General features: G+C 65.8%; 11 protein-coding genes, 1 tRNA gene and 3 rRNA genes. 3 read left to right on the forward strand and 12 right to left on the reverse strand.

Translation table 11 applies throughout. The features are described from left to right. Positions 1 to 56 precede the first annotated feature (56 nt). A complete protein-coding gene (locus OG206_RS08410) occupies positions 57 to 737 on the reverse strand; it encodes a response regulator (RefSeq protein ID WP_327113858.1) in 681 nt (226 codons plus the stop codon). 243 nt (positions 738 to 980) lie between these two features. Then, entirely contained in the window at positions 981 to 6,413 is a 5,433-nt protein-coding gene (locus OG206_RS08415) for a HAMP domain-containing protein (RefSeq protein ID WP_327113860.1), read from the reverse strand. Between the two features lie 403 nt (positions 6,414 to 6,816). Between OG206_RS08415 and OG206_RS08420 the strand changes: the two genes are divergently transcribed. Further along, positions 6,817 to 9,441 carry a SpoIIE family protein phosphatase gene (locus tag OG206_RS08420; RefSeq protein ID WP_327113862.1) on the forward strand — a complete coding sequence of 875 codons (2,625 nt, stop codon included), beginning with the start codon at positions 6,817 to 6,819 and terminating at the stop codon, positions 9,439 to 9,441. A gap of 87 nt (positions 9,442 to 9,528) precedes the next feature. Here the strand turns inward: OG206_RS08420 and OG206_RS08425 are convergent, their stop codons facing one another. The 8 genes from OG206_RS08425 to thyX all read right to left on the reverse strand — a co-directional run bounded on the left by OG206_RS08425 (position 9,529) and on the right by thyX (position 20,007). Further along, positions 9,529 to 10,062, reverse strand: coding sequence for a DinB family protein (locus OG206_RS08425; protein WP_327113864.1), 534 nt, complete (start codon positions 10,060 to 10,062; stop codon positions 9,529 to 9,531). A gap of 191 nt (positions 10,063 to 10,253) precedes the next feature. Then, positions 10,254 to 10,326, reverse strand: a tRNA-Thr gene (locus OG206_RS08430). A gap of 294 nt (positions 10,327 to 10,620) precedes the next feature. Further along, positions 10,621 to 10,737, reverse strand: a 5S ribosomal RNA gene (gene rrf, locus OG206_RS08435). Positions 10,738 to 10,816: 79 nt separating this feature from the next. Beyond that, positions 10,817 to 13,942: ribosomal RNA gene (locus OG206_RS08440) — 23S ribosomal RNA — on the reverse strand. A 296-nt stretch (positions 13,943 to 14,238) separates the two neighbouring features. Continuing rightward, positions 14,239 to 15,764 (reverse strand): 16S ribosomal RNA (locus tag OG206_RS08445). The 16S, 23S and 5S rRNA genes sit together here with 1 tRNA gene alongside, the layout of an rRNA operon. A 637-nt stretch (positions 15,765 to 16,401) precedes the next feature. Then, a complete protein-coding gene (locus OG206_RS08450; RefSeq protein ID WP_327113866.1) occupies positions 16,402 to 18,087 on the reverse strand; it encodes a ribonuclease J in 1,686 nt (561 codons plus the stop codon). Between the two features lie 130 nt (positions 18,088 to 18,217). Then, a complete protein-coding gene (gene dapA / locus OG206_RS08455) occupies positions 18,218 to 19,117 on the reverse strand; it encodes a 4-hydroxy-tetrahydrodipicolinate synthase (RefSeq protein WP_327113868.1) in 900 nt (299 codons plus the stop codon). A gap of 152 nt (positions 19,118 to 19,269) precedes the next feature. Continuing rightward, positions 19,270 to 20,007, reverse strand: coding sequence for an FAD-dependent thymidylate synthase (gene thyX / locus OG206_RS08460; protein ID WP_327113870.1), 738 nt, complete (start codon positions 20,005 to 20,007; stop codon positions 19,270 to 19,272). Positions 20,008 to 20,183: 176 nt separating this feature from the next. Here thyX and OG206_RS08465 point away from each other — a divergent pair, with 176 nt between their 5' ends. Both OG206_RS08465 and OG206_RS08470 read left to right on the forward strand, forming a co-directional pair. Beyond that, complete coding sequence (locus OG206_RS08465) at positions 20,184 to 20,423, forward strand: hypothetical protein (RefSeq protein WP_327113872.1); 240 nt, start codon at positions 20,184 to 20,186, stop codon at positions 20,421 to 20,423. Positions 20,424 to 20,516: 93 nt separating this feature from the next. After that, entirely contained in the window at positions 20,517 to 21,068 is a 552-nt protein-coding gene (locus OG206_RS08470; RefSeq protein WP_327113874.1) for a hypothetical protein, read from the forward strand. 42 nt (positions 21,069 to 21,110) lie between these two features. Here OG206_RS08470 and OG206_RS08475 read toward each other — a convergent pair whose 3' ends face one another. Together OG206_RS08475 and dapB are read right to left on the reverse strand one after the other, a co-directional pair. After that, positions 21,111 to 21,563: a hypothetical protein gene (locus OG206_RS08475; protein ID WP_327113876.1), complete on the reverse strand. Its 453-nt coding sequence runs from the start codon at positions 21,561 to 21,563 to the stop codon at positions 21,111 to 21,113. A 14-nt stretch (positions 21,564 to 21,577) separates the two neighbouring features. After that, the gene (gene dapB / locus OG206_RS08480; RefSeq protein ID WP_327113878.1) at positions 21,578 to 22,330 is read right to left on the reverse strand and encodes a 4-hydroxy-tetrahydrodipicolinate reductase; all 753 of its coding nucleotides are present in this window, start codon (positions 22,328 to 22,330) and stop codon (positions 21,578 to 21,580) included. Between the last annotated feature and the right edge of the window lie 8 nt (positions 22,331 to 22,338).

Here is a 22,338-nt window from a genome sequence, read left to right on the forward strand (position 1 = left end):
CCCGTCCGTGTCGCCTTGCGCAAGCGCTCGACTGACGTGCCGTCACCAGTCGCAGGTCAGCTCTGGGTGGGCAGTGCGGCCGTGGACCCGCCCGTGCCCGGCTCGAGAGCGTCCAGCGCGCGGCGCAGCCCGGTGAGCTTGCGCTCCAGATGGGCCGCCGTCGCCACGGCGGCGGCGTCGGCCGAATCGTCGTCCAACTGCTTGGAGAGCGCCTCGGCCTGCTCCTCTACGGCGGCGAGCCGCGCCGAGAGCTCGGCGAGGAGGCCGGCCGGTTCCTTCTCGTCGGCGCCCTGATGCGTGCCGCCTTCGAGCTGGAGCCTCAGCAGCGCCGCCTGCTCGCGCAGCTGGCAGTTCTTCATGTAGAGCTCGACGAAGACCGAGACCTTGGCGCGGAGCACCCAGGGGTCGAACGGCTTCGAGATGTAGTCCACCGCACCCGCCGCGTATCCCCGGAAGGTGTGGTGCGGACCGTGGTTGATCGCCGTCAGGAAGATGATCGGGATGTCCCGGGTCCGCTCCCGCCGCTTGATGTGCGCGGCCGTCTCGAATCCATCCATCCCCGGCATCTGCACGTCCAGCAGAATGACCGCGAAATCGTCCGTGAGCAGCGCCTTGAGCGCTTCCTCCCCTGACGATGCCCTCACCAGTGTCTGATCGAGCGCAGAGAGGATGGCCTCCAGCGCCAGCAGATTCTCCGGCCGGTCATCGACCAGGAGGATCTTGGCCTTCTGCACCATGGCCCGCCCTCCTCGCCCCGGCATCGCACCGGGTTCCGCCCCAGGGGACGACTCCCTTACGCCGTCCGTCCTTGTGCCGGTCATGGTAGCTGCACCCCACCCATCACCACACCCTGTCACCGAGATGTCACTGTGCACACAGCGAAAACGCGGTCGAAGACCAGAAGGTTCCCCGGAATCCGCTCGCTCACACCCCTCGGGGAGGTGCCGGCCACGGACACCGGGGAGCCGGTCCCGGGCCCGTCACTCGCCGTGCATCCACGTCTCCATCACGGACAGCAGGTGATCGGAATCCACCGGCTTGGTCACGTAGTCCGAGGCCCCGCAGTCGATCGCCTTCTCACGGTCCCCCTTCATCGCCTTCGCGGTCAGCGCGACGATCGGAAGGCCGGCGAACTGCGGCATCCTCCGGATCGCCGTGGTCGTGGCGTAACCGTCCATCTCGGGCATCATGATGTCCATCAGGACGATCGTCACATCGTCGTGCTGCTCGAGGACCTCGATCCCCTCGCGCCCGTTCTCCGCGTACAGCACCGAGAGCCCGTGCTGCTCCAGCACGCTGGTCAGGGCGAAGACGTTGCGGATGTCGTCGTCGACGATCAGCACCTTCTCCCCCTGGAACCGGAACGTCCTGCGGGGCTCCTGGTTCTCCTGCGGGCCCTGGACCCACTCCTCCGGCGTCGCGCCCTCGTCGCCGGTCCTGCCATTCGCCAGGGCAGGACGCTGTGCACCGCCTCCCAGCGCCTTGCGCCTGCGCCGGAACACCCCGGCGGAGTTGGCAGGATCACCGAGCGGCTGCTCGGTACCGCCGGGCTGCGAGGCCTCCAGGCGCAGGACGCCGCCGGCGGAGCCCCCGCGCGCCTCGACGGTGCCGGGCACCGTCTGCGGGTAGCCCTGCGGGGGCAACTCGCTGGGGTGCAAGGGAAGGTAGAGCGTGAAGGTCGAGCCCCGTCCGGGTTCGCTCGCCGCGTGGATCTCGCCGCCCAGCAGCCGGGCGATCTCCCGGCTGATCGAGAGGCCGAGGCCCGTGCCCCCGTACTTCCGGCTGGTCGTGCCGTCCGCCTGCTTGAACGCCTCGAAGATCACCAGCATCTTGCTCGACGCGATACCGATCCCGGTGTCCGTCACGGAGAAGGCGATCAGGTCGCCGTCGGCGTCCCGCAGCGAGCCGGCCTCCAGCAGGTGTTCCCGGATGGAGTCGGGCACGTCCGCCCCGGCCGGCCTGATCACCAGCTCGACGGCCCCGCTGTCGGTGAACTTCACCGCGTTCGACAGGAGGTTGCGCAGGACCTGCAGCAGCCGCTGCTCGTCCGTGTGCAGCGTGGCGGGCAGTTCCGGGGAGACCCGTACGGAGAAGTCGAGCCCCTTCTCCGCGGTGAGCGGCCGGAACGTCGCCTCGACGTAGTCCACCAGCTGGACGAGGGCGATCCGCGTCGGACTGACGTCCATCTTGCCCGCCTCGACCTTGGACAGGTCGAGGATGTCGTTGATCAGCTGGAGCAGGTCGGAACCCGCCCCGTGGATCGTCTCGGCGAACTCCACCTGCTTCGGCGAGAGATTGCCCTCGGCGTTGTCCGCGAGCAGCTTGGCCAGGATGAGCAGCGAGTTGAGCGGCGTGCGCAGCTCGTGCGACATGTTCGCGAGGAACTCGGACTTGTAGCGCATCGAGACGGCGAGCTGTTCGGCGCGCTCCTCCAGGACCTGCCGCGCCTCCTCGATCTCGGTGTTCTTCACCTCGATGTCGCGGTTCTGCTGAGCGAGCAGTTCCGCCTTCTCCTCGAGTTCGGCGTTGGACGCCTGCAGTGCCTTCTGCCGGTTCTCCAGCTCCTGGGACCGGTCCCGGAGCTGTTCGGTGAGCTCCTGGGACTGCTCGAGGAGCTTCTCCGTCTTCGTGTTGACGCTGATGGTGTTGACGCTCGTGGCGATCATCTCGGCGAGCTGGTTGAGGAAGTCCCGCTGGATGTGCGTGAACGGCTGGAAGGAGGCCAGCTCGATGACGCCGAGCACCTGGCCCTCGAAGAGCACCGGCAGCACGATCACGTGGGCGGGAGGTGCCTCGCCCAGACCGGAGGAGATCTTCAGGTATCCCGGCGGGACGTTGTCCACCTGGATCGTCCGCTTCTCCTCGGCCGCCGTGCCGATGAGCGTCTCGCCCGGCCGGAAGGAGGTCGGCATGGAGCCCGCCGAATAGCCGTAACTGCCGCGCATGCGGAGCTCGTACGAGTTCTCCCTGCCGCTGTCGGATCCGACCTCGTCCGCTTCCCCGGTGGTCATGGCGAGGAAGAAGGCGCCGTGCTGGGCCGAGACGACGGGGGTCAGCTCGCTCATGATGAGGGAGGCGACGTCGTCCAGATCGCGGCGGCCCTGCATGAGGCCGGAGATGCGCGCGAGGTTGCCCTTGAGCCAGTCCTGCTCCTTGTTCGCCAGGGTCGTGTCGCGCAGGTTGGCGATCATCGTGTTGATGTTGTCCTGCAGCACCTGGATCTCACCGGCGGCGTCCACGTCGATCTTGAGGTTCAGATCGCCGCGGGTCACCGCGGTGGCGACGGCCGCGATGGCCCGCACCTGACGGGTCAGGTTCCCGGCCATCTCGTTCACCGACTCGGTGAGGTCGCGCCACGTCCCGTCGACGTCCCGGACGCGGGCCTGCCCGCCCAGCTGGCCCTCGGTACCCACCTCCCGGGCGACCCGGGTGACCTGCTCGGCGAACGAGGAGAGCTGGTCGACCATCGTGTTGATGGTGTTCTTCAGCTCCTGGATCTCCCCCCGCGCGTCGATGTCGATCTTCTTGGTGAGATCACCCTTGGCGATGGCCGTGGTGACCGTGGCGATCTGGCGCACCTGACCGGTCAGGTTGGAGGCCATGGAGTTCACCGACTCGGTGAGGTCCTTCCAGGTGCCCGAGACACCCGGGACACGTGCCTGGCCGCCCAGTTCGCCCTCGGTACCCACCTCGCGCGCCACCCGGGTGACCTCGTCGGCGAACGAGGACAGGGTCGTCACCATCGTGTTGACGGTGTCGGCGAGTTCGGCGACCTCACCCCGCGCTTCGACGGTCACCTTCTTCGTCAGGTCGCCGTTGGCCACGGCCGACGAGACCCGGGAGATGTTCCGCACCTGGCTGGTGAGGTTGTTGGCCATCAGGTTGACGTTGTCGCTGAGGTCCTTCCAGATGCCCGTAGCGCCCCGCACCCGCGCCTGGCCACCGAGGATGCCCTCCGTACCCACCTCACGGGCGACCCTCGTCACCTCGTCCGCGAAGTTGAGCAACTGGTCGACCATCGTGTTGACCGTCGTCACCAGTTCGAGGATCTCGCCCTTGGCATCGACGGTGATCTTCTTGGAGAGATCGCCCTTCGCGACCGCCGTCGTCACCTCGGCGATGTTGCGTACCTGGAGGGTCAGGTTGTTCGCCATGCCGTTGACGGACTGAGTGAGGTCCTTCCACGTACCGGAGACCCCCTGGACCTCCGCCTGGCCGCCGAGGATGCCCTCCGTACCCACCTCGCGGGCGACCCGGGTCACCTGCTCCGCGAAGTTCGACAGCTGGTCGACCATCGTGTTGAGGGTGTTCTTCAGCTCCAGGATCTCGCCCCGGGCGTCCACGTCGATCTTCTGCGACAGGTCACCCCGCGCCACGGCCGTGGCGACCTGGGCGATGTTGCGCACCTGGGCCGTGAGGTTCCCGGCCATGCCGTTCACCGAGTCCGTCAGGTCGCGCCAGACTCCCGCCACACCGGGCACCTGCGCCTGGCCGCCGAGACGGCCGTCCGTGCCCACCTCGCGGGCGACCCGGGTCACCTGGTCGGCGAACGCCGAGAGCTGGTCGACCATCGTGTTGATGGTGTTCTTCAGCTCCAGGATCTCGCCCCGGGCGTCCACGTCGATCTTCTGCGACAGGTCACCCCGCGCCACGGCCGTCGTCACCTGGGCGATCTGACGCACCTGGGAGGTGAGGTTGCCGGCCATGAAGTTGACGGAGTCGGTGAGCTCCTTCCACGTCCCGGAGACACCGTCGACGCGCGCCTGGCCCCCGAGCCGGCCCTCCGTGCCCACGTCGCGCGCCATCCGGGTCACCTGGTCGGCGAAGTTGGACAGCTGCGCCACCATCGTGTTGACGGTGTTCTTCAGCTCCAGCATCTCGCCGGCCACGTCGACCGTGACCTTCTGCGAGAGATCGCCGTTGGCCACGGCCGTCGTCACCTGTGCGATGTCGCGCACCTGGCCGGTGAGGTTGCGGAAGGCGGTGTTCACCGAGTCGGTGAGGTCCTTCCACGTCCCCGCAGCCCCGGGGACCTCGGCCTGTCCGCCGAGCCGGCCCTCGACGCCGACCTCCCGGGCGACCCGGGTCACCTCCGAACCGAAGGCCTGGAGCTGGTCCACCATCGTGTTGACGGTGTTCTTCAGCTCCAGCATCTCGCCGGCCACGTCGACCGTGACCTTCTGCGTCATGTCACCGCTGGCCACCGCGGTGGTCACCTGCGCGATGTCACGCACCTGGGTCGTCAGGTTCCGGAAGACCGTGTTGACCGAGTCGGTGAGGTCCTTCCAGGTGCCGGCGGCGCCGGGCACCTGCGCCTGCCCGCCGAGCAGACCCTCGCCGCCGACCTCGCTCGCCACGCGCGTCACCTCGTCGGCGAAGGTGCGCAGCGTCTCGGTCATCTGGTTGATCGTCTCGGCGAGCTGAGCGACCTCGCCGCGGGCGCTGACCGTGACCTTCTGCGACAGATCGCCGTTGGCGACGGCCGTCGTCACCTCGGCGATACCGCGTACCTGGGACGTGAGGTTCCCGGCCATCGTGTTGACGGAGTCGGTCAGGTCCTTCCAGACCCCGGCCACCCCCGGCACGGTCGCCTGTCCGCCCAGCTCGCCCTCGGTGCCCACCTCACGGGCGACCCGGGTCACCTCCGAGGAGAACGACGACAGCTGGTCGACCATCGTGTTGACGGTGTTCTTGAGCTGGAGCATCTCACCGGCCACGTGGACGGTGACCTTGCGGGAGAGATCCCCCTTGGCCACCGCCGTCGTCACCAGGGCGATGTCACGCACCTGGGCGGTCAGCCGGTAGGCCATGGTGTTCACGGAGTCGGTGAGGTCTTTCCACGACCCGGACATGCCACGCACCTGGGCCTGACCGCCGAGCTTGCCCTCGGTACCGACCTCGACGGCGACCCGGGTCACCTGCTCGGTGAACGCGGAGAGCTGGTCGACCAGGTTGTTGACCGTACGGGCGACCTTCAGGAACTCCCCCCGCAGCGGGCGCACCGTCTCGTCGGCCGCGTGGGTGCGCAGCTCCATCCGTTGGTCGAGATCACCGTCGGCGACCGCGGAGAGCACCCGCCCGACCTCGGAGACGGGTCGCGCCAGATCGTCCACGAGCTCGTTGGACGCGTCGATGGCCGCCGCCCACGAGCCCTCGCAGGCCCCGGTCTCCAGGCGCTCGGTGAGCTTCCCCTCCCGCCCGACCACTCGCCGCACACGGGCGAGCTCGCCCGTCAGGTGCAGATTACGGTCGGCCACCTCGTTGAAGACCGCCGCGATCTCCGTGAGCACGCCGTCACCGGAGACGGTGAGCCGCCTGCGGAAGTTGCCGTCACGCATCGCCACGAGGGCCGCGAGCAGTCTGTTCAGAGCTGCCGCGTCCACATCGATGGTCCCATTGCGCTGCTTTTTCACGGGCTGCCCGCCTTTTGTACGCGTTCCTGAACCCCGCGCCGCCACGCCAGACTCCACCGTGTCCCTCCCGCAGGGGTTGACCGTATCGCTCGGGCCGTTTTCGGAAGCTTGCCCAGTTCCACTTTGGCTCACCGCCACAGCACACCGTCGACGGGTGACTATGCGGCCGTCAAATCGTTGAAACGTACCAGGCCGAAACCGGCGTGCGGAGAAAGTCCCAGGGTCGTCCCACTTCCCTCACGGGGAGGACCAAAATCGTACGCCCGGCGCACACCCGGCGGGCGGTCCGCGCGCCCGAGTCCGCCCTCGTGTACACGGGACACCGGACGAGCGTCTAGCCTGGCAGGCGAATCGAAGCGGCGAGAAACGGGCACAGGACTCGGGGAAGCGACGAGACACCATTATGGGGAGTGCTGTGATCACCGCGCGCGCGGCTGCCACCTTCGATCCGGTCGGACGCTCGGTCGCGACCGCTCGCGCGTTCGTACGCGACACCCTTCAGGGGTGGGGTTACGCGGACGTCGTCGACGACGCCGTCGTGCTCACGAGCGAACTCGTGACCAATGCCGTCGTGCATGCGGGGACCGCCGCCGACGTGCTCTGCCTGCGTACCGAGGACGGCGTACGCGTAGAGGTCTCCGACCACTACCCGGAGCGCGAGGTCCCGCTCCAGAGCTCCGGCCTCGACTTCGGCAGCCCGGACCGGGAAGGCGGTCGCGGCCTGCTGCTCTGCGCCGCTCTCGCCACCCGCTGGGGCGTCGAGTACACCCCGACGCACAAGCACGTCTGGTTCCAGCTCGATCTTCCCGAACGTCCCGTGGGTGTCCGCTCGGCGAGCCCGGTGCTGCCGACCGCGCTCCTTCCCGTCGCGGAACAGCGGGTACGGGTGGCCGTCGTCCAGACCGACGGCTCGGGTGCCATCGCCTCGTGGAACGAGGACGCCTCCTTCCTCTTCGGGCACGCGGCGGAGCAGGTAGAGGGCAAGCAGCTCACCGACTTCGTGGCGTGGCCGCACACCCCGGGCACGAGCACGGGCATCGCCGACGCGCTGCGTCTCTCCCGGTGGGAGGGCAGCTACGGCATCCGCGGCGCGGACGGCCGTGTCATCCCCGTCTACGCCTCGCACCTCAGAGTCCGTGACACTCAGGGCGAGCCGTCCACCGTCTGTCTCCTCGTGCGCGACTACGAACGAGCCGTGCTCCAGAGCCCGGTGCGCGCCCCCGTCTCCGACACCTCTGCCGAGAACCGCAGTACGGACCCCTTCGAGATCTTCATCGGCTCCCCCGCCCCCGACGACCTCGACGGACTGCTGCAGCGCACGGTCGAGCGCGCCCGCGACATGCTGGACGCCGACGCGGCGTTCCTGCTGCTCGCCACCGACGACGAGACGGAGCTGGAGGTCCGCGCGACGACGGGCCTCCCCTCCGCCCGCCAGCGCTTCGCTCGCGTTCCCGTGGAGGCGGGCACGGGGCGTTACGGTTCCGCGCGCATGCCCGCCGTCCATGAAGACCTCACCGTCGTGCCGGGCGCCGTACCCCTGCTGAGCGACACGGGAATGCGCTCGGTCGTCACGGTGCCGCTCAAGGTCGAAGGCCGGCTCACCGGCTCCCTGGGCGTCTCCGCGGAGGCACCGGGCCGGTACTCCAACGAAGAGGCACTCCGGCTGCAGTTCGCCGCCGACCGCATCGCGCTCGCCGTCGAGTCGGCGCGGCTCGGTGAGCTCGAACGCCTGCGCCGCGGTTCGCTGTCCTTCCTCGTCGAGGCCTCCGACCTCCTCGCCGGCACTCTGGACAGGGATCAGACACTGGCTTTGATGGCCCAGATGACAGTTCCCACCCTGGCCACCTGGTGCGCCGTCTACACCATCGCGGACCAGTCGTCGGAGCCCTTCCTCTCGTACGTCCTCCACGAGGACGAGGAGCTCATCGACGGCTTGAAGGCGCTGCTGTCCTCGATCAATCCGCCCGATCCCGTCCCGGCCCCCGGGGCCCGCATCTGGCCGGCTCCCACGGAGGCGGGTCACGCGGCCGCCATGCGCACGTCCAAGCGCACCCTGGGCCGGGACGCCCCGCTGAGCATGGGCGCGGCCGCCCGCACCACGCTGGCCACAGCCGCGGCTGTCGGCGGCGAGACCGTGGTTCTGCCGCTCGTCGCGAGGAACCGCGTCATCGGCATGCTGACGCTCGGCAAGCCGTCCGACGAGCACTTCCGCCAGGAGATCCTGGAACTGGCCGAGGACCTGTCCAGGCGGGCCGCTCTGGCCCTCGACAACGCCCGCCTGTACTCGGAGCGCATGGCCATCAGCCAGTCCCTCCAGCGCAGCCTCCTGCCGCCCGGCCTGCCCGATGTACCCAACGTCGAGATCGAGGTCATCTACCGGGCCGCGGGCGAGGGCAACGAGGTCGGCGGCGACTTCTACGACGTCTTTCCCATCCGCGACGGCGCCTACGGGTTCGCCATCGGCGACGTCTGCGGCACGGGTCCGGAGGCCGCGGCCGTCACGGGGCTCGCGCGGCACGCCCTGCGACTGCTCGCCCGCGAGGGCTTCGGCGGACCTGCGGTACTGGAGCGGCTGAACGCGGCCATCCTGGACGAGGGTGCCCGCAGCCGCTTCCTCACGCTGCTCTACGGCGAGCTGTGGCCCCAGGAGGACGGCAGCGCCCTCCTGAAAGTCGTGTGCGCCGGCCACCCGCTCCCCCTGCGCCTTCGCCAGGACGGCTCCGTGGAGGCGGCGGCCGAACCGCAGCCCCTGCTGGGGGTCATCGAGGACCTCGAACTCTACGAGGAGGAGGTCACGCTCGCCCCCGGCGACGTGCTCCTGTGCGTGACCGACGGGGTCACCGAACGCCGCGAGGGGACCCGCATGCTGGGCGACGACGGCCTGGCCGAGGTCCTCGCCACATGTACGGGCCTGACGGCGGGCGCCGTGGCCGGACGCATCCTGCGGGCGGTCGAGCGCTTCGCCGCGGAGCCCGCCTCCGATGACATGGCGATCCTGGCCATGCGTGTCCCGGAGCCGCAGAACTAGGTGTGTGGCGCGTAGGGGCCCGGCAACTCCCGCGATGCGGCGGGCCCCTTGTCTCCTCGCGGTCGAGGGGCGCCCCGCCCGATCCGATCAGCCGGCGTCCCCCGTCGCCCCGTCCGTCCGTTCCCTCAGGAAGTCCGCGTGACCGTTGTGCCGGGCGTACTCCTGGATGAGCAGTACGTAGACCCAGCGCAGGCTGAGCGAGACTCCCCGGGGCGACACGAACGTCTCGTCGAGGCCGCGCCCGGCGGCCGCCGCGTCGCACAGGCGAAGCTCGGTCCGGAAGCATTCGAATGCCTGAGCCGCATCCGCCACCCCGACTCCGTCCAGCCCTTCGTTTCCGTCCTCCGGGCCTGTGAAGACGTCGCCGAGAGCCTCGCCCGCGAGACTCCTCCGGAACCACCAGCGCTCGACCTCCGCCATGTGACGGACGAGGCCGAGGAGAGTGAGCGTGGATGGCTTGACGGTTGTCCTGGCCAGCTGCGCGGCCTCAAGCCCGGCGCATTTGGCCATGAGCGTCTCCCGGTGCCACTGCAGCCAGCCTTCCAGCATCTGACGTTCGGGGACGGTTCCCAGATTCCCGAGCTCCACGGTCCGGACGACGGGCGCTGCTGTCCATGCCATGCACCCACCCTGCCCCTCGTGACGGGCAGGTTCAAGGAAGGGAGCCGGCTCGGGCCTGGCACCCTGCCACCATGGCCATTCCCTCGCCCGACGGCGCCTATTCCCTCACGACCATGTGCTCCGTGCCCGACGATCCTGTCTTGGGGACACGAAAAAGGCCCCCGCCAGTGGCGGGGGCCTTTTCTTTGCCGAGCCCCAATGCGGAATCGAACCGCAGACCTTCTCCTTACCATGGAGACGCTCTACCGACTGAGCTATTGGGGCCTGCTGCCTTGCGGCAACGAGCTAAAGCATACCCCGAACGAGGGGGTGTTCAAAACCGTCTGACGCGGTGTCTGTCACCGGCGGCTCGCGTGGTGTTGCCTGCTGGACCAGGGTCCTGAGGCCGCGTCGGGCAGCTCAGTTCCGGAGGCGGGGCCGGGCTCGCATCCTGCCGCAGCCGACGTCGGCCACAGGAGCCGAGGGGGTGTGCTGCGCAGGGGGCATCAGCAACGGAAGCCGGCCGGGAACGCAGAAAAGCCCCGTGCCACAAGGGCACGGGGCTTTCCCGGAATAATTGTTCGGCGGCGTCCTACTCTCCCACAGGGTCCCCCCTGCAGTACCATCGGCGCTGAAAGGCTTAGCTTCCGGGTTCGGAATGTAACCGGGCGTTTCCCTAACGCAATGACCACCGAAACACTATGAAATTAACCAACACCGGATGAAAACACGGCCGTTCGTTATTTCAGAACTAACACAGTGGACGCGAGCAACTGAGGACAAGCCCTCGGCCTATTAGTACCAGTCAGCTCCACCCGTTACCGGGCTTCCACATCTGGCCTATCAACCCAGTCGTCTACTGGGAGCCTTAACCACTCAAGGTGGTGGGAATACTCATCTCGAAGCAGGCTTCCCGCTTAGATGCTTTCAGCGGTTATCCTTTCCGAACGTAGCCAACCAGCCATGCCCTTGGCAGGACAACTGGCACACCAGAGGTTCGTCCGTCCCGGTCCTCTCGTACTAGGGACAGCCCTTCTCAATATTCCTACGCGCACAGCGGATAGGGACCGAACTGTCTCACGACGTTCTAAACCCAGCTCGCGTACCGCTTTAATGGGCGAACAGCCCAACCCTTGGGACCGACTCCAGCCCCAGGATGCGACGAGCCGACATCGAGGTGCCAAACCATCCCGTCGATATGGACTCTTGGGGAAGATCAGCCTGTTATCCCCGGGGTACCTTTTATCCGTTGAGCGACAGCGCTTCCACAAGCCACTGCCGGATCACTAGTCCCGACTTTCGTCCCTGCTCGACCCGTCGGTCTCACAGTCAAGCTCCCTTGTGCACTTACACTCAACACCTGATTGCCAACCAGGCTGAGGGAACCTTTGGGCGCCTCCGTTACTCTTTAGGAGGCAACCGCCCCAGTTAAACTACCCATCAGACACTGTCCCTGATCCGGATCACGGACCCAGGTTAGACATCCAGCACGACCAGAGTGGTATTTCAACGGCGACTCCACAACCACTGGCGTGGCTGCTTCAAAGTCTCCCACCTATCCTACACAAGCCGAACCGAACACCAATATCAAACTATAGTAAAGGTCCCGGGGTCTTTCCGTCCTGCTGCGCGAAACGAGCATCTTTACTCGTAGTGCAATTTCACCGGGCCTATGGTTGAGACAGTCGAGAAGTCGTTACGCCATTCGTGCAGGTCGGAACTTACCCGACAAGGAATTTCGCTACCTTAGGATGGTTATAGTTACCACCGCCGTTTACTGGCGCTTAAGTTCTCAGCTTCGCACACCCGAAAGTGCACTAACCGGTCCCCTTAACGTTCCAGCACCGGGCAGGCGTCAGTCCGTATACATCGCCTTACGGCTTCGCACGGACCTGTGTTTTTAGTAAACAGTCGCTTCTCGCTGGTCTCTGCGGCCACCCCCAGCTCATGGAGTAAATCCAATCACCAGTGATGGCCCCCCTTCTCCCGAAGTTACGGGGGCATTTTGCCGAGTTCCTTAACCATAGTTCACCCGAACGCCTCGGTATTCTCTACCTGACTACCTGAGTCGGTTTAGGGTACGGGCCGCCATGAAACTCGCTAGAGGCTTTTCTCGACAGCATAGGATCATCCACTTCACCACAATCGGCTCGGCATCAGGTCTCAGCCTTAATGTGTGACGGATTTGCCTACCACACGGCCTACACCCTTACCCCGGGAACAACCATCGCCCGGGTTGGACTACCTTCCTGCGTCACCCCATCGCTTACCTAGTACAAGTCTGGTTCGTCGGCTCCACCACTACCCTCAACTCCGAAGAGATCGGGCCGGCTTCACGGACTTAGCATCGCCTGATTCAGTATTGGGCGTTTCAAAGCGGGTACCGGAATATCAACCGGTTGTCCATCGACTACGCCTGTCGGCCTCGCCTTAGGTCCCGACTTACCCTGGGCAGATCAGCTTGACCCAGGAACCCTTAGTCAATCGGCGCACACGTTTCTCACGTGTGTATCGCTACTCATGCCTGCATTCTCACTCGTGAACCGTCCACAACTCGCTTCCGCGGCTGCTTCACCCGGCACACGACGCTCCCCTACCCATCCACACAGGCGTTGGCCCTATATGTGTGAATGACACGACTTCGGCGGTACGCTTGAGCCCCGCTACATTGTCGGCGCGGAATCACTTGACCAGTGAGCTATTACGCACTCTTTCAAGGGTGGCTGCTTCTAAGCCAACCTCCTGGTTGTCTCTGCGACTCCACATCCTTTCCCACTTAGCGTACGCTTAGGGGCCTTAGTCGATGCTCTGGGCTGTTTCCCTCTCGACCATGGAGCTTATCCCCCACAGTCTCACTGCCGTGCTCTCACTTACCGGCATTCGGAGTTTGGCTAAGGTCAGTAACCCGGTAGGGCCCATCGCCTATCCAGTGCTCTACCTCCGGCAAGAAACACACGACGCTGCACCTAAATGCATTTCGGGGAGAACCAGCTATCACGGAGTTTGATTGGCCTTTCACCCCTAACCACAGGTCATCCCCCAGGTTTTCAACCCTGGTGGGTTCGGTCCTCCACGAAGTCTTACCTCCGCTTCAACCTGCCCATGGCTAGATCACTCCGCTTCGGGTCTAGAGCGTGCAACTCAATCGCCCTATTCGGACTCGCTTTCGCTACGGCTTCCCCACACGGGTTAACCTCGCTACACACCGCTAACTCGCAGGCTCATTCTTCAAAAGGCACGCAGTCACGACGCACCGAGCAAGCTCGATGCGCGACGCTCCCACGGCTTGTAGGCACACGGTTTCAGGTACTATTTCACTCCGCTCCCGCGGTACTTTTCACCATTCCCTCACGGTACTATCCGCTATCGGTCACCAGGGAATATTTAGGCTTAGCGGGTGGTCCCGCCAGATTCACACGGGATTTCTCGGGCCCCGTGCTACTTGGGTGTCTCTCAAACGAGCCGTTGATGTTTCAGCTACGGGGGTCTTACCCTCTACGCCGGACCTTTCGCATGTCCTTCGCCTACACCAACGGTTTCTGACTCGTCTCACAGTCGGCAGACTATGAAAGAGAGATCCCACAACCCCGCATGCGCAACCCCTGCCGGGTATCACACGCATACGGTTTGGCCTCATCCAGTTTCGCTCGCCACTACTCCCGGAATCACGGTTGTTTTCTCTTCCTGCGGGTACTGAGATGTTTCACTTCCCCGCGTTCCCTCCACACTGCCTATGTGTTCAGCAGCGGGTGACAGCCCATGACGACTGCCGGGTTTCCCCATTCGGAAACCCCCGGATCAAAGCTTGGTTGACAGCTCCCCGGGGACTATCGTGGCCTCCCACGTCCTTCATCGGTTCCTGGTGCCAAGGCATCCACCGTGCGCCCTTAAAAACTTGGCCACAGATGCTCGCGTCCACTGTGCAGTTCTCAAACAACGACCAGCCACCCATCACCCCACCCTTACAGGTGAGTGCACTGGGGCCGGCAACCGAAGGCAGCCTCACGGCCATACCTTCAGATACCCAACAGCGTGCCCGACCCGACCGATCACCCACCACGTTCCACGCCGAAGCAGTACTTGCAGTGATCAACCAGCCGTGCCGAATAGTCAACGTTCCACCCATGAGCTAACCACCGTCGAACATTTGCCGACGTAGTGGCTCTGGATTCCTTGCGGAATCTAGATGCTCCTTAGAAAGGAGGTGATCCAGCCGCACCTTCCGGTACGGCTACCTTGTTACGACTTCGTCCCAATCGCCAGTCCCACCTTCGACAGCTCCCTCCCACAAGGGGTTGGGCCACCGGCTTCGGGTGTTACCGACTTTCGTGACGTGACGGGCGGTGTGTACAAGGCCCGGGAACGTATTCACCGCAGCAATGCTGATCTGCGATTACTAGCAACTCCGACTTCATGGGGTCGAGTTGCAGACCCCAATCCGAACTGAGACCGGCTTTTTGAGATTCGCTCCGCCTCGCGGCATCGCAGCTCATTGTACCGGCCATTGTAGCACGTGTGCAGCCCAAGACATAAGGGGCATGATGACTTGACGTCGTCCCCACCTTCCTCCGAGTTGACCCCGGCAGTCTCCTGTGAGTCCCCATCACCCCGAAGGGCATGCTGGCAACACAGAACAAGGGTTGCGCTCGTTGCGGGACTTAACCCAACATCTCACGACACGAGCTGACGACAGCCATGCACCACCTGTATACCGACCACAAGGGGGGCACCATCTCTGATGCTTTCCGGTATATGTCAAGCCTTGGTAAGGTTCTTCGCGTTGCGTCGAATTAAGCCACATGCTCCGCTGCTTGTGCGGGCCCCCGTCAATTCCTTTGAGTTTTAGCCTTGCGGCCGTACTCCCCAGGCGGGGAACTTAATGCGTTAGCTGCGGCACCGACGACGTGGAATGTCGCCAACACCTAGTTCCCAACGTTTACGGCGTGGACTACCAGGGTATCTAATCCTGTTCGCTCCCCACGCTTTCGCTCCTCAGCGTCAGTAATGGCCCAGAGATCCGCCTTCGCCACCGGTGTTCCTCCTGATATCTGCGCATTTCACCGCTACACCAGGAATTCCGATCTCCCCTACCACACTCTAGCTAGCCCGTATCGAATGCAGACTCGGGGTTAAGCCCCGAGCTTTCACATCCGACGTGACAAGCCGCCTACGAGCTCTTTACGCCCAATAATTCCGGACAACGCTTGCGCCCTACGTATTACCGCGGCTGCTGGCACGTAGTTAGCCGGCGCTTCTTCTGCAGGTACCGTCACTTTCGCTTCTTCCCTGCTGAAAGAGGTTTACAACCCGAAGGCCGTCATCCCTCACGCGGCGTCGCTGCATCAGGCTTTCGCCCATTGTGCAATATTCCCCACTGCTGCCTCCCGTAGGAGTCTGGGCCGTGTCTCAGTCCCAGTGTGGCCGGTCGCCCTCTCAGGCCGGCTACCCGTCGTCGCCTTGGTAGGCCATTACCCCACCAACAAGCTGATAGGCCGCGGGCTCATCCTTCACCGCCGGAGCTTTTAACCCCGCCCCATGAGGGACAGAGTGTTATCCGGTATTAGACCCCGTTTCCAGGGCTTGTCCCAGAGTGAAGGGCAGATTGCCCACGTGTTACTCACCCGTTCGCCACTAATCCACCCCGAAAGGCTTCATCGTTCGACTTGCATGTGTTAAGCACGCCGCCAGCGTTCGTCCTGAGCCAGGATCAAACTCTCCGTGAATGTTTTCCCGTAATCGGGATCACAACACGAGAGCGGAACAACCAGGTCGGAATATGACCGGTTGTTCACAGCGTCCTCGCTGTTGTTGCCTACCGGATCCGAAGATCCCGCAGGACTTTTTCAAAGGAACCACCAACCTGCCGAAGCAGGCCGGGGTATCAACATATCTGGCGTTGACTTTTGGCACGCTGTTGAGTTCTCAAGGAACGGACGCTTCCTTCGGTCCCGTTTCACCGGGGCCCTCCGGGCGCTTCCCTTCGTTCTTGCGTTTCCGACTCTATCAGACTCTTTCGTGTCCGATTCCCGGTCGAAGCGGGCTACTGCTTGTTTCGCTTTCCAGTTCTTCGCTTTCGCGTTTCCCTTTCCGGCGGTTCCAACTTTACCAGACTCTTTTTCGTTCCGTTTCCGGTCCGAATTTGATTCCGGCGACCTGTGGAGTGGTCTTTGCCTTTCGGCGATCCCGACTTTAGCAGAAGTTCTGAGTCGGGATTTCCCGCCTCCTCGAAGGGCTCCCGCGCACATACGTGCGCGGGGTGCTTCCCGTTCAGGCGGAATGGCAAACGTACTGGAGCGGGCCGCCCCGATGCAAATCGGGGCGGCCCGCTCCTCGTCGGCCGCAGGTGACGGCCTCCGACGGTCAGACCTCGACGACGACCGGAAGGATCATCGGGCGCCGGCGATAGGTGTCCGACACCCACTTGCCGACCGTGCGGCGGATCAGCTGCTGGAGCTGGTGCGGTTCCATCACTCCGTCCTGGGCCGACTTGTTGAGCGCCTCCTCGACCTTCGGCACCACCGCTCCGAAGGCGGAGTCGTCGATACCGGAGCCTCGGGCCTGGATGTGCGGGCCACCCACGATCTTGCCGGACGAGCTGTCGACCACGATGAAGACCGAGATGATCCCCTCGTCGCCGAGGATGCGGCGGTCCTTGAGGGACGTCTCCGTGACGTCGCCGACGGAAAGGCCGTCGACGTACACGTAGCCGGCCTGGACCTTGCCGACGATCTTCGCCTTGCCGTCGACGAGGTCGACGACGACGCCGTCCTCGGCGATGACGATGTGGTCCTTCGGCACGCCGGTCAGCGCACCGAGTTCGGCGTTGGCCCTGAGGTGACGCCATTCACCGTGGACCGGCATCAGGTTCTTCGGCTTGCAGATGTTGTAGAAGTACAGCAGTTCGCCGGCCGAGGCGTGGCCCGAGACGTGGACCTTGGCGTTGCCCTTGTGGACGACGTTCGCGCCCCAGCGGGTCAGGCCGTTGATCACGCGGTAGACCGCGTTCTCGTTGCCCGGGATCAGGGACGACGCCAGGATCACGGTGTCGCCCGGGACGATCCGGATCTGGTGGTCGCGGTTGGCCATGCGCGACAGCGCGGCCATCGGCTCACCCTGGGAACCGGTGCAGACGAGCACGACCTCGTCGTCCGGCAGGTCGTCGAGTGTCTTGACGTCGACGACCAGACCCGCGGGAACCTTCAGGTAGCCCAGGTCACGGGCGATGCCCATGTTGCGGACCATGGACCGGCCGACGAACGCGACCCTGCGGCCGTACTCGTGGGCGGCGTCCAGGATCTGCTGGATGCGGTGCACGTGACTGGCGAAGCTCGCGACGATGATGCGCTTCTGGGCGTTGGCGAACACCGTGCGCAGGACGTTGGAGATGTCCCGCTCGGGCGGAACGAATCCGGGGACCTCGGCGTTCGTCGAGTCGGAGAGCAGCAGGTCGATGCCCTCCTCGCTCAGCCTCGCGAAGGCGTGCAGGTCGGTGAGACGGCCGTCCAGCGGAAGCTGGTCCATCTTGAAGTCACCGGTCGCGACGGCCAGGCCCGCGGGGGTCCGGATGGCGACGGCCAGAGCGTCCGGGATGGAGTGGTTGACAGCGATGAACTCGCAGTCGAACACGCCGAGGCGCTCGCGCTGCCCCTCCGCCACCTCCAGGGTGTACGGACGGATCCGGTGCTCCTGGAGCTTGGCCTCGATGAGGGCGAGGGTCAGCTTCGAGCCGATCAGCGGGATGTCCGGCTTCAGGCGGAGCAGATAGGGCACGCCACCGATGTGGTCCTCGTGGCCGTGCGTGAGGACGATGCCCTCGATGTCGTCCAGGCGGTCCCGGATCGTGGTGAAGTCCGGCAGGATCAGGTCGATGCCGGGCTGCTCCTCCTCCGGGAAGAGCACACCGCAGTCGACGATGAGCAGACGGCCGCCGTATTCGAAGACCGTCATGTTGCGGCCGATTTCGCCCAGGCCACCGAGCGGGGTGACCCGCAGGCCGCCCTTCGGGAGCTTCGGCGGGGTACCGAGTTCGGGATGCGGATGACTCAAAAGACTCTCCTTACCACGCACGCCACGTACCGCTGAGGGCACGTGGCGCGCATGTCATTCGTGCACTTGCTGTTGTCAGGTGGTGTTTCCGTCGCGAGTTTCCCCGCGTATTCAGTTGTGAAGTCCGTGGTTAGAGCTGTACCCCGCCGGCTGCCAGATCGATCTTGAGCTGGGCCGTCTCCTGCGCCGAGAGTTCCACGAGCGGGAGGCGGAGCGGTCCGGCGGGCAGGCCCTGCAGGGTGAGCGCCGCCTTGGTGGTGATCACGCCCTGGGTGCGGAACATGCCGGTGAAGACGGGGAGCAGCTTCTGGTGGATCTCGGTGGCCTTCTGCACGTCGCCGCCGAGGTGGGCCTCGATGAGCGCGCGCAGCTCGGGGGTGACGACGTGGCCCACGACGGACACGAATCCGCAGGCGCCGACCGAGAGCAGCGGCAGGTTGAGCATGTCGTCGCCGGAGTACCAGGCGAGGCCGGACTGGGCGATGGCCCAGCTGGAGCGGCCCAGGTCGCCCTTGGCGTCCTTGTTCGCGACGATCCGGGGGTGCTCGGCGAGCCGGACGAGTGTCTCCGTGTCGATCGGCACACCGCTGCGGCCGGGAATGTCGTACAGCATCACCGGGAGTCCGGTGGAGTCCGCGATGACGTTGAAGTGCCGCAGGAGGCCTTCCTGCGGCGGCTTGTTGTAGTAGGGGGTGACCGCGAGGAGACCGTGGGCGCCCGCCCGCTCGGCGGCCTGGGCCAGCTCGATGCTGTGCCGGGTGTCGTTGGTGCCGACACCCGCGACGACATGTGCCCGGTCTCCGACGGCTTCGAGGACAGCCCTGACGAGCTGGTCTTTCTCCGCGTCGCTGGTGGTCGGGGACTCGCCCGTGGTGCCGTTGATGATCAGGCCGTCGTTGCCTGCGTCCACCAGGTGGGCGGCGAGCCGCTGGGCGCCGTCGATGTCGAGTGCGCCGTCCGCCGTGAAGGGCGTGACCATAGCGGTGAGGACCCGCCCGAAGGGGGTCTGCGGAGTGGAGATCGGAGCCATGGGTAACACGCTACTCGTTGGTCGGAGCGCCGCGCCCCCTCGGGGGGACGGGGAAGAGGAGCCCGGCACTGCCTGCTCGGGGGTTCAAGCAGTGCCGGGTCCGTTTGATCAGCCTAGATGAACTTCACGAAACGTCGCAATACGGACACCGCTTACGGGGCTACACGTCCGTTTTTGTTGAAAGCGGCATGAGTGAGCGGCATGAGGGTCTGCCAGTGCTGTTCCATCTGTTCGCCGACCATCTCGATCTCGCGCTGCGGGAAGGACGGGACCTTCGCCAGTTCGTGCTGCGTCCGCAGTCCGAGGAAGTGCATCAGCGAGCGGGCGTTGCAGGTGGCGTACATCGTCGAGAACAGGCCGACGGGCAGCACAGCGCGGGCGACCTCGCGGGCGACCCCGGCGGCGAGCATCTCCTGGTAGGCGTCGTACGCCTGGCGGTAGGAGTCCTCCATGGCTCGGCTCGTGAGCTCGTGCTGTTCCGGCGTTCCCTCGACGAACTCGTACTTGCCGGGACGGCCCTGCTGGACGAGCTTGCGGGACTCCCCCGGGACGTAGAAGACCGGCTCGAGCTCCCTGTACCGGCCCGATTCCTCGTTGTAGGACCAGCCCACGCGGTGCCTCATGAACTCGCGGAACACGAAGATCGGGGCACTGATGAAGAAAGTCATCGAGTTGTGCTCGAACGGGCTGCCGTGCCGGTCCCGCATGAGGTAATTGATGAGACCCTTGGAGCGCTCGGGGTCCTTCGTGACCTCTTCCAGGGACTGCTCACCGGCCGTCGACACACGGGCCGCGAACAGCACGTCGGAGTCGCTTGCGGCGGATTTCACCAGGTCAACGGTGACATCGCTGCGGAAGTGGGCCTTGGTGGGCTCGGGGGTGTCGGTCACCGGCGGGGGTCCTTCCCATTGCGTCGCTCGGGGCGGCATCCACTCTACGGGGCGCCGGCCGGGCCCCCGTCAGCGGGAATTCCCGCACCTGTTCGGCGATTCGGGGCACCGATCGGGCCTTCCGTACGTCTGACTCATCAGCAGCACCCGTCACAGAGTTCAAGGAGAGTTTCCTCATGTTCCGCCGGCGTGAATCCGTCCCGTTCTCGTTCGTCGCCGACGCCGACCGGTTCCGCAGTAACGTCACGCCTCCTCCCCGTCGGCGTCCGAGCGCCTCGCAGCTGGCGAGCCGTTCGCTCGTCGGGCTGACCCTGATCGCCGGATTCGCCGGGTCGCTGCTCTTCGGACTGCCCGCGCTGGACACCGACAGCACCCGTTCGCACAGCCAGACGTCCGAGGCGTCGCAGCACCGCTGACCCGTACGGGCCCCCTGGGGTGGTCGGCCTGGGGGCCTCTCGGTAGCCTCACCGGGCACAGCAATCGAGCGTGCTTGTGAGTGAGGATCAGTCGTGCCCCTGCCCTTCCTGACGGCCGACCGCGTATTCGACGCGGACGCAGAGGACATCGCACTGCCGTTCGACGACCATGACAGCTGGCGGCGGCCCTACCGTCCCGGCCCGTGGCGGGTCGCGGCGGCGGCCACCCTCCTGTTGCTCGCGTCCTTCGTGCTGCTCGCCGGCGTGATCATCACGGTGACCGGATCGCTGTCCGGTGCGAGCGTGTGCTTCGCGCTCGCCGGCGTGGTCATCGCGAGCGCGCTGCGCCTGCTGCGTGTGGGCGCCTGGGTGAGCCGGCACGGCGTACGGCGGGTGGGCTTCCTCCGTACGACCACGATCGCGTGGAGCGACGCCTCCGTCGTCCGTACGGTCCAGCAGCCGGTGAGGTGGCTCGGCTTCCCGCGCACCGTCCAGGGCCAGGCCCTGATCGTGGTGCGCCGGGGCGGCGAGACAGCGACGCCGCTGCTGACGGACCACAACGCGGACTTCCTGGCGCGTGCCGAGGCCTTCGAGCGTGCCACCGACACGGTCGAGGCCTGGAGCGACGAGTACCGCACCGGCTGACACCGGACGGTTCGCCCCCACGACAAGCCGGTACGGCGCCGATCAGGCGCGTACCGGCTTGTTTGCGTGCAGGGCGATCGCGCGCTGCATCGCCTTGCGGGCGCGGGGGGTGTCCCTGGCGTCCTGGTACGCCACAGCCAGACGGAACCAGCAGCGCCAGTCGTCCGGACTGTCCTCGGTCTCCTCACGGCGCCTGGTGAACACGGCGTCGGCCGAATCACGGTCGATCCGCCCCGACGGGGTGCGCACGAGCTCGTCGACGGGCAGACCGCCCTCCGCGTCCAGCTCGGCGGCCAGGGCGTTGGCCCTGCGGACGAACTGGGTGTTCTTCCAGAGGAACCAGACACCGATCACCGGCAGGATCAGCACAGCGACCCCGAACGTGACCGTGAGCAGCGTGCCGTGCCGGATGAGCAGGACGCCGCGGCTGCCGGCCAGGACGAAGTAGAAGACCAGGACGGCCGCGGTGACGAGGTAGGTGAGCTTTGCGCGCATGGGGTTGGGCCCAGTCAGTTCAGGTCGAGGAAGTGTTCCAGGCCGAAGGTGAGGCCGGGAGTGGTCACCACACGGCGGGTGCCGAGCAGGATGCCCGGCATGAAGCTGCTGTGGTGGAGCGAGTCGTGGCGAAGGGTGAGGGTCTCGCCCTCGCCGCCCAGCAGGACCTCCTGGTGGGCGAGGAGGCCGCGGAGCCTGACCGAGTGGACCGGTACGCCGTCGACGTCCGCGCCCCGCGCCCCGTCCAGCGCCGTGGCCGTGGCGTCCGGCTGGGGCGCCGCGCCGGCCTTCTCGCGGGCCGCGGCGATGAGCTGGGCGGTACGGGTCGCGGTGCCGGACGGGGCGTCCGCCTTGTTCGGGTGGTGGAGCTCGATCACCTCGACGGACTCGAAGTAGCGGGCGGCCTGCTCCGCGAACTTCATCGTGAGCACGGCGCCGATGGAGAAGTTCGGCGCGATGAGCACACCGGTCTCCGGCGATCCGGTGAGCCAGGTGTTCAGCTGCGCGAGCCGTTCGTCGGTCCAGCCGGTGGTGCCGACCACCGCGTGGATGCCGTGCCGGACGCAGAAGTCGAGGTTCTCCATCACCGACGCCGGTGTGGTGAGCTCGACGACGGCCTGGGCGCCGGTCTCGGTGAGGGTCTCCAGCGTGTCACCGCGGCCGAGGGCGGCCACCAGCTCCATGTCGTCAGCGGCCTCGACGGCTCGCACCGCCTCGGACCCGATGCGTCCCTTGGCGCCGAGAACGGCCACGCGCAGCTTGCTCATGTGTTCTT

Origin of the sequence: Streptomyces sp. NBC_01341, from assembly GCF_035946055.1 — a bacterium.
GTDB lineage: Bacteria > Actinomycetota > Actinomycetes > Streptomycetales > Streptomycetaceae > Streptomyces.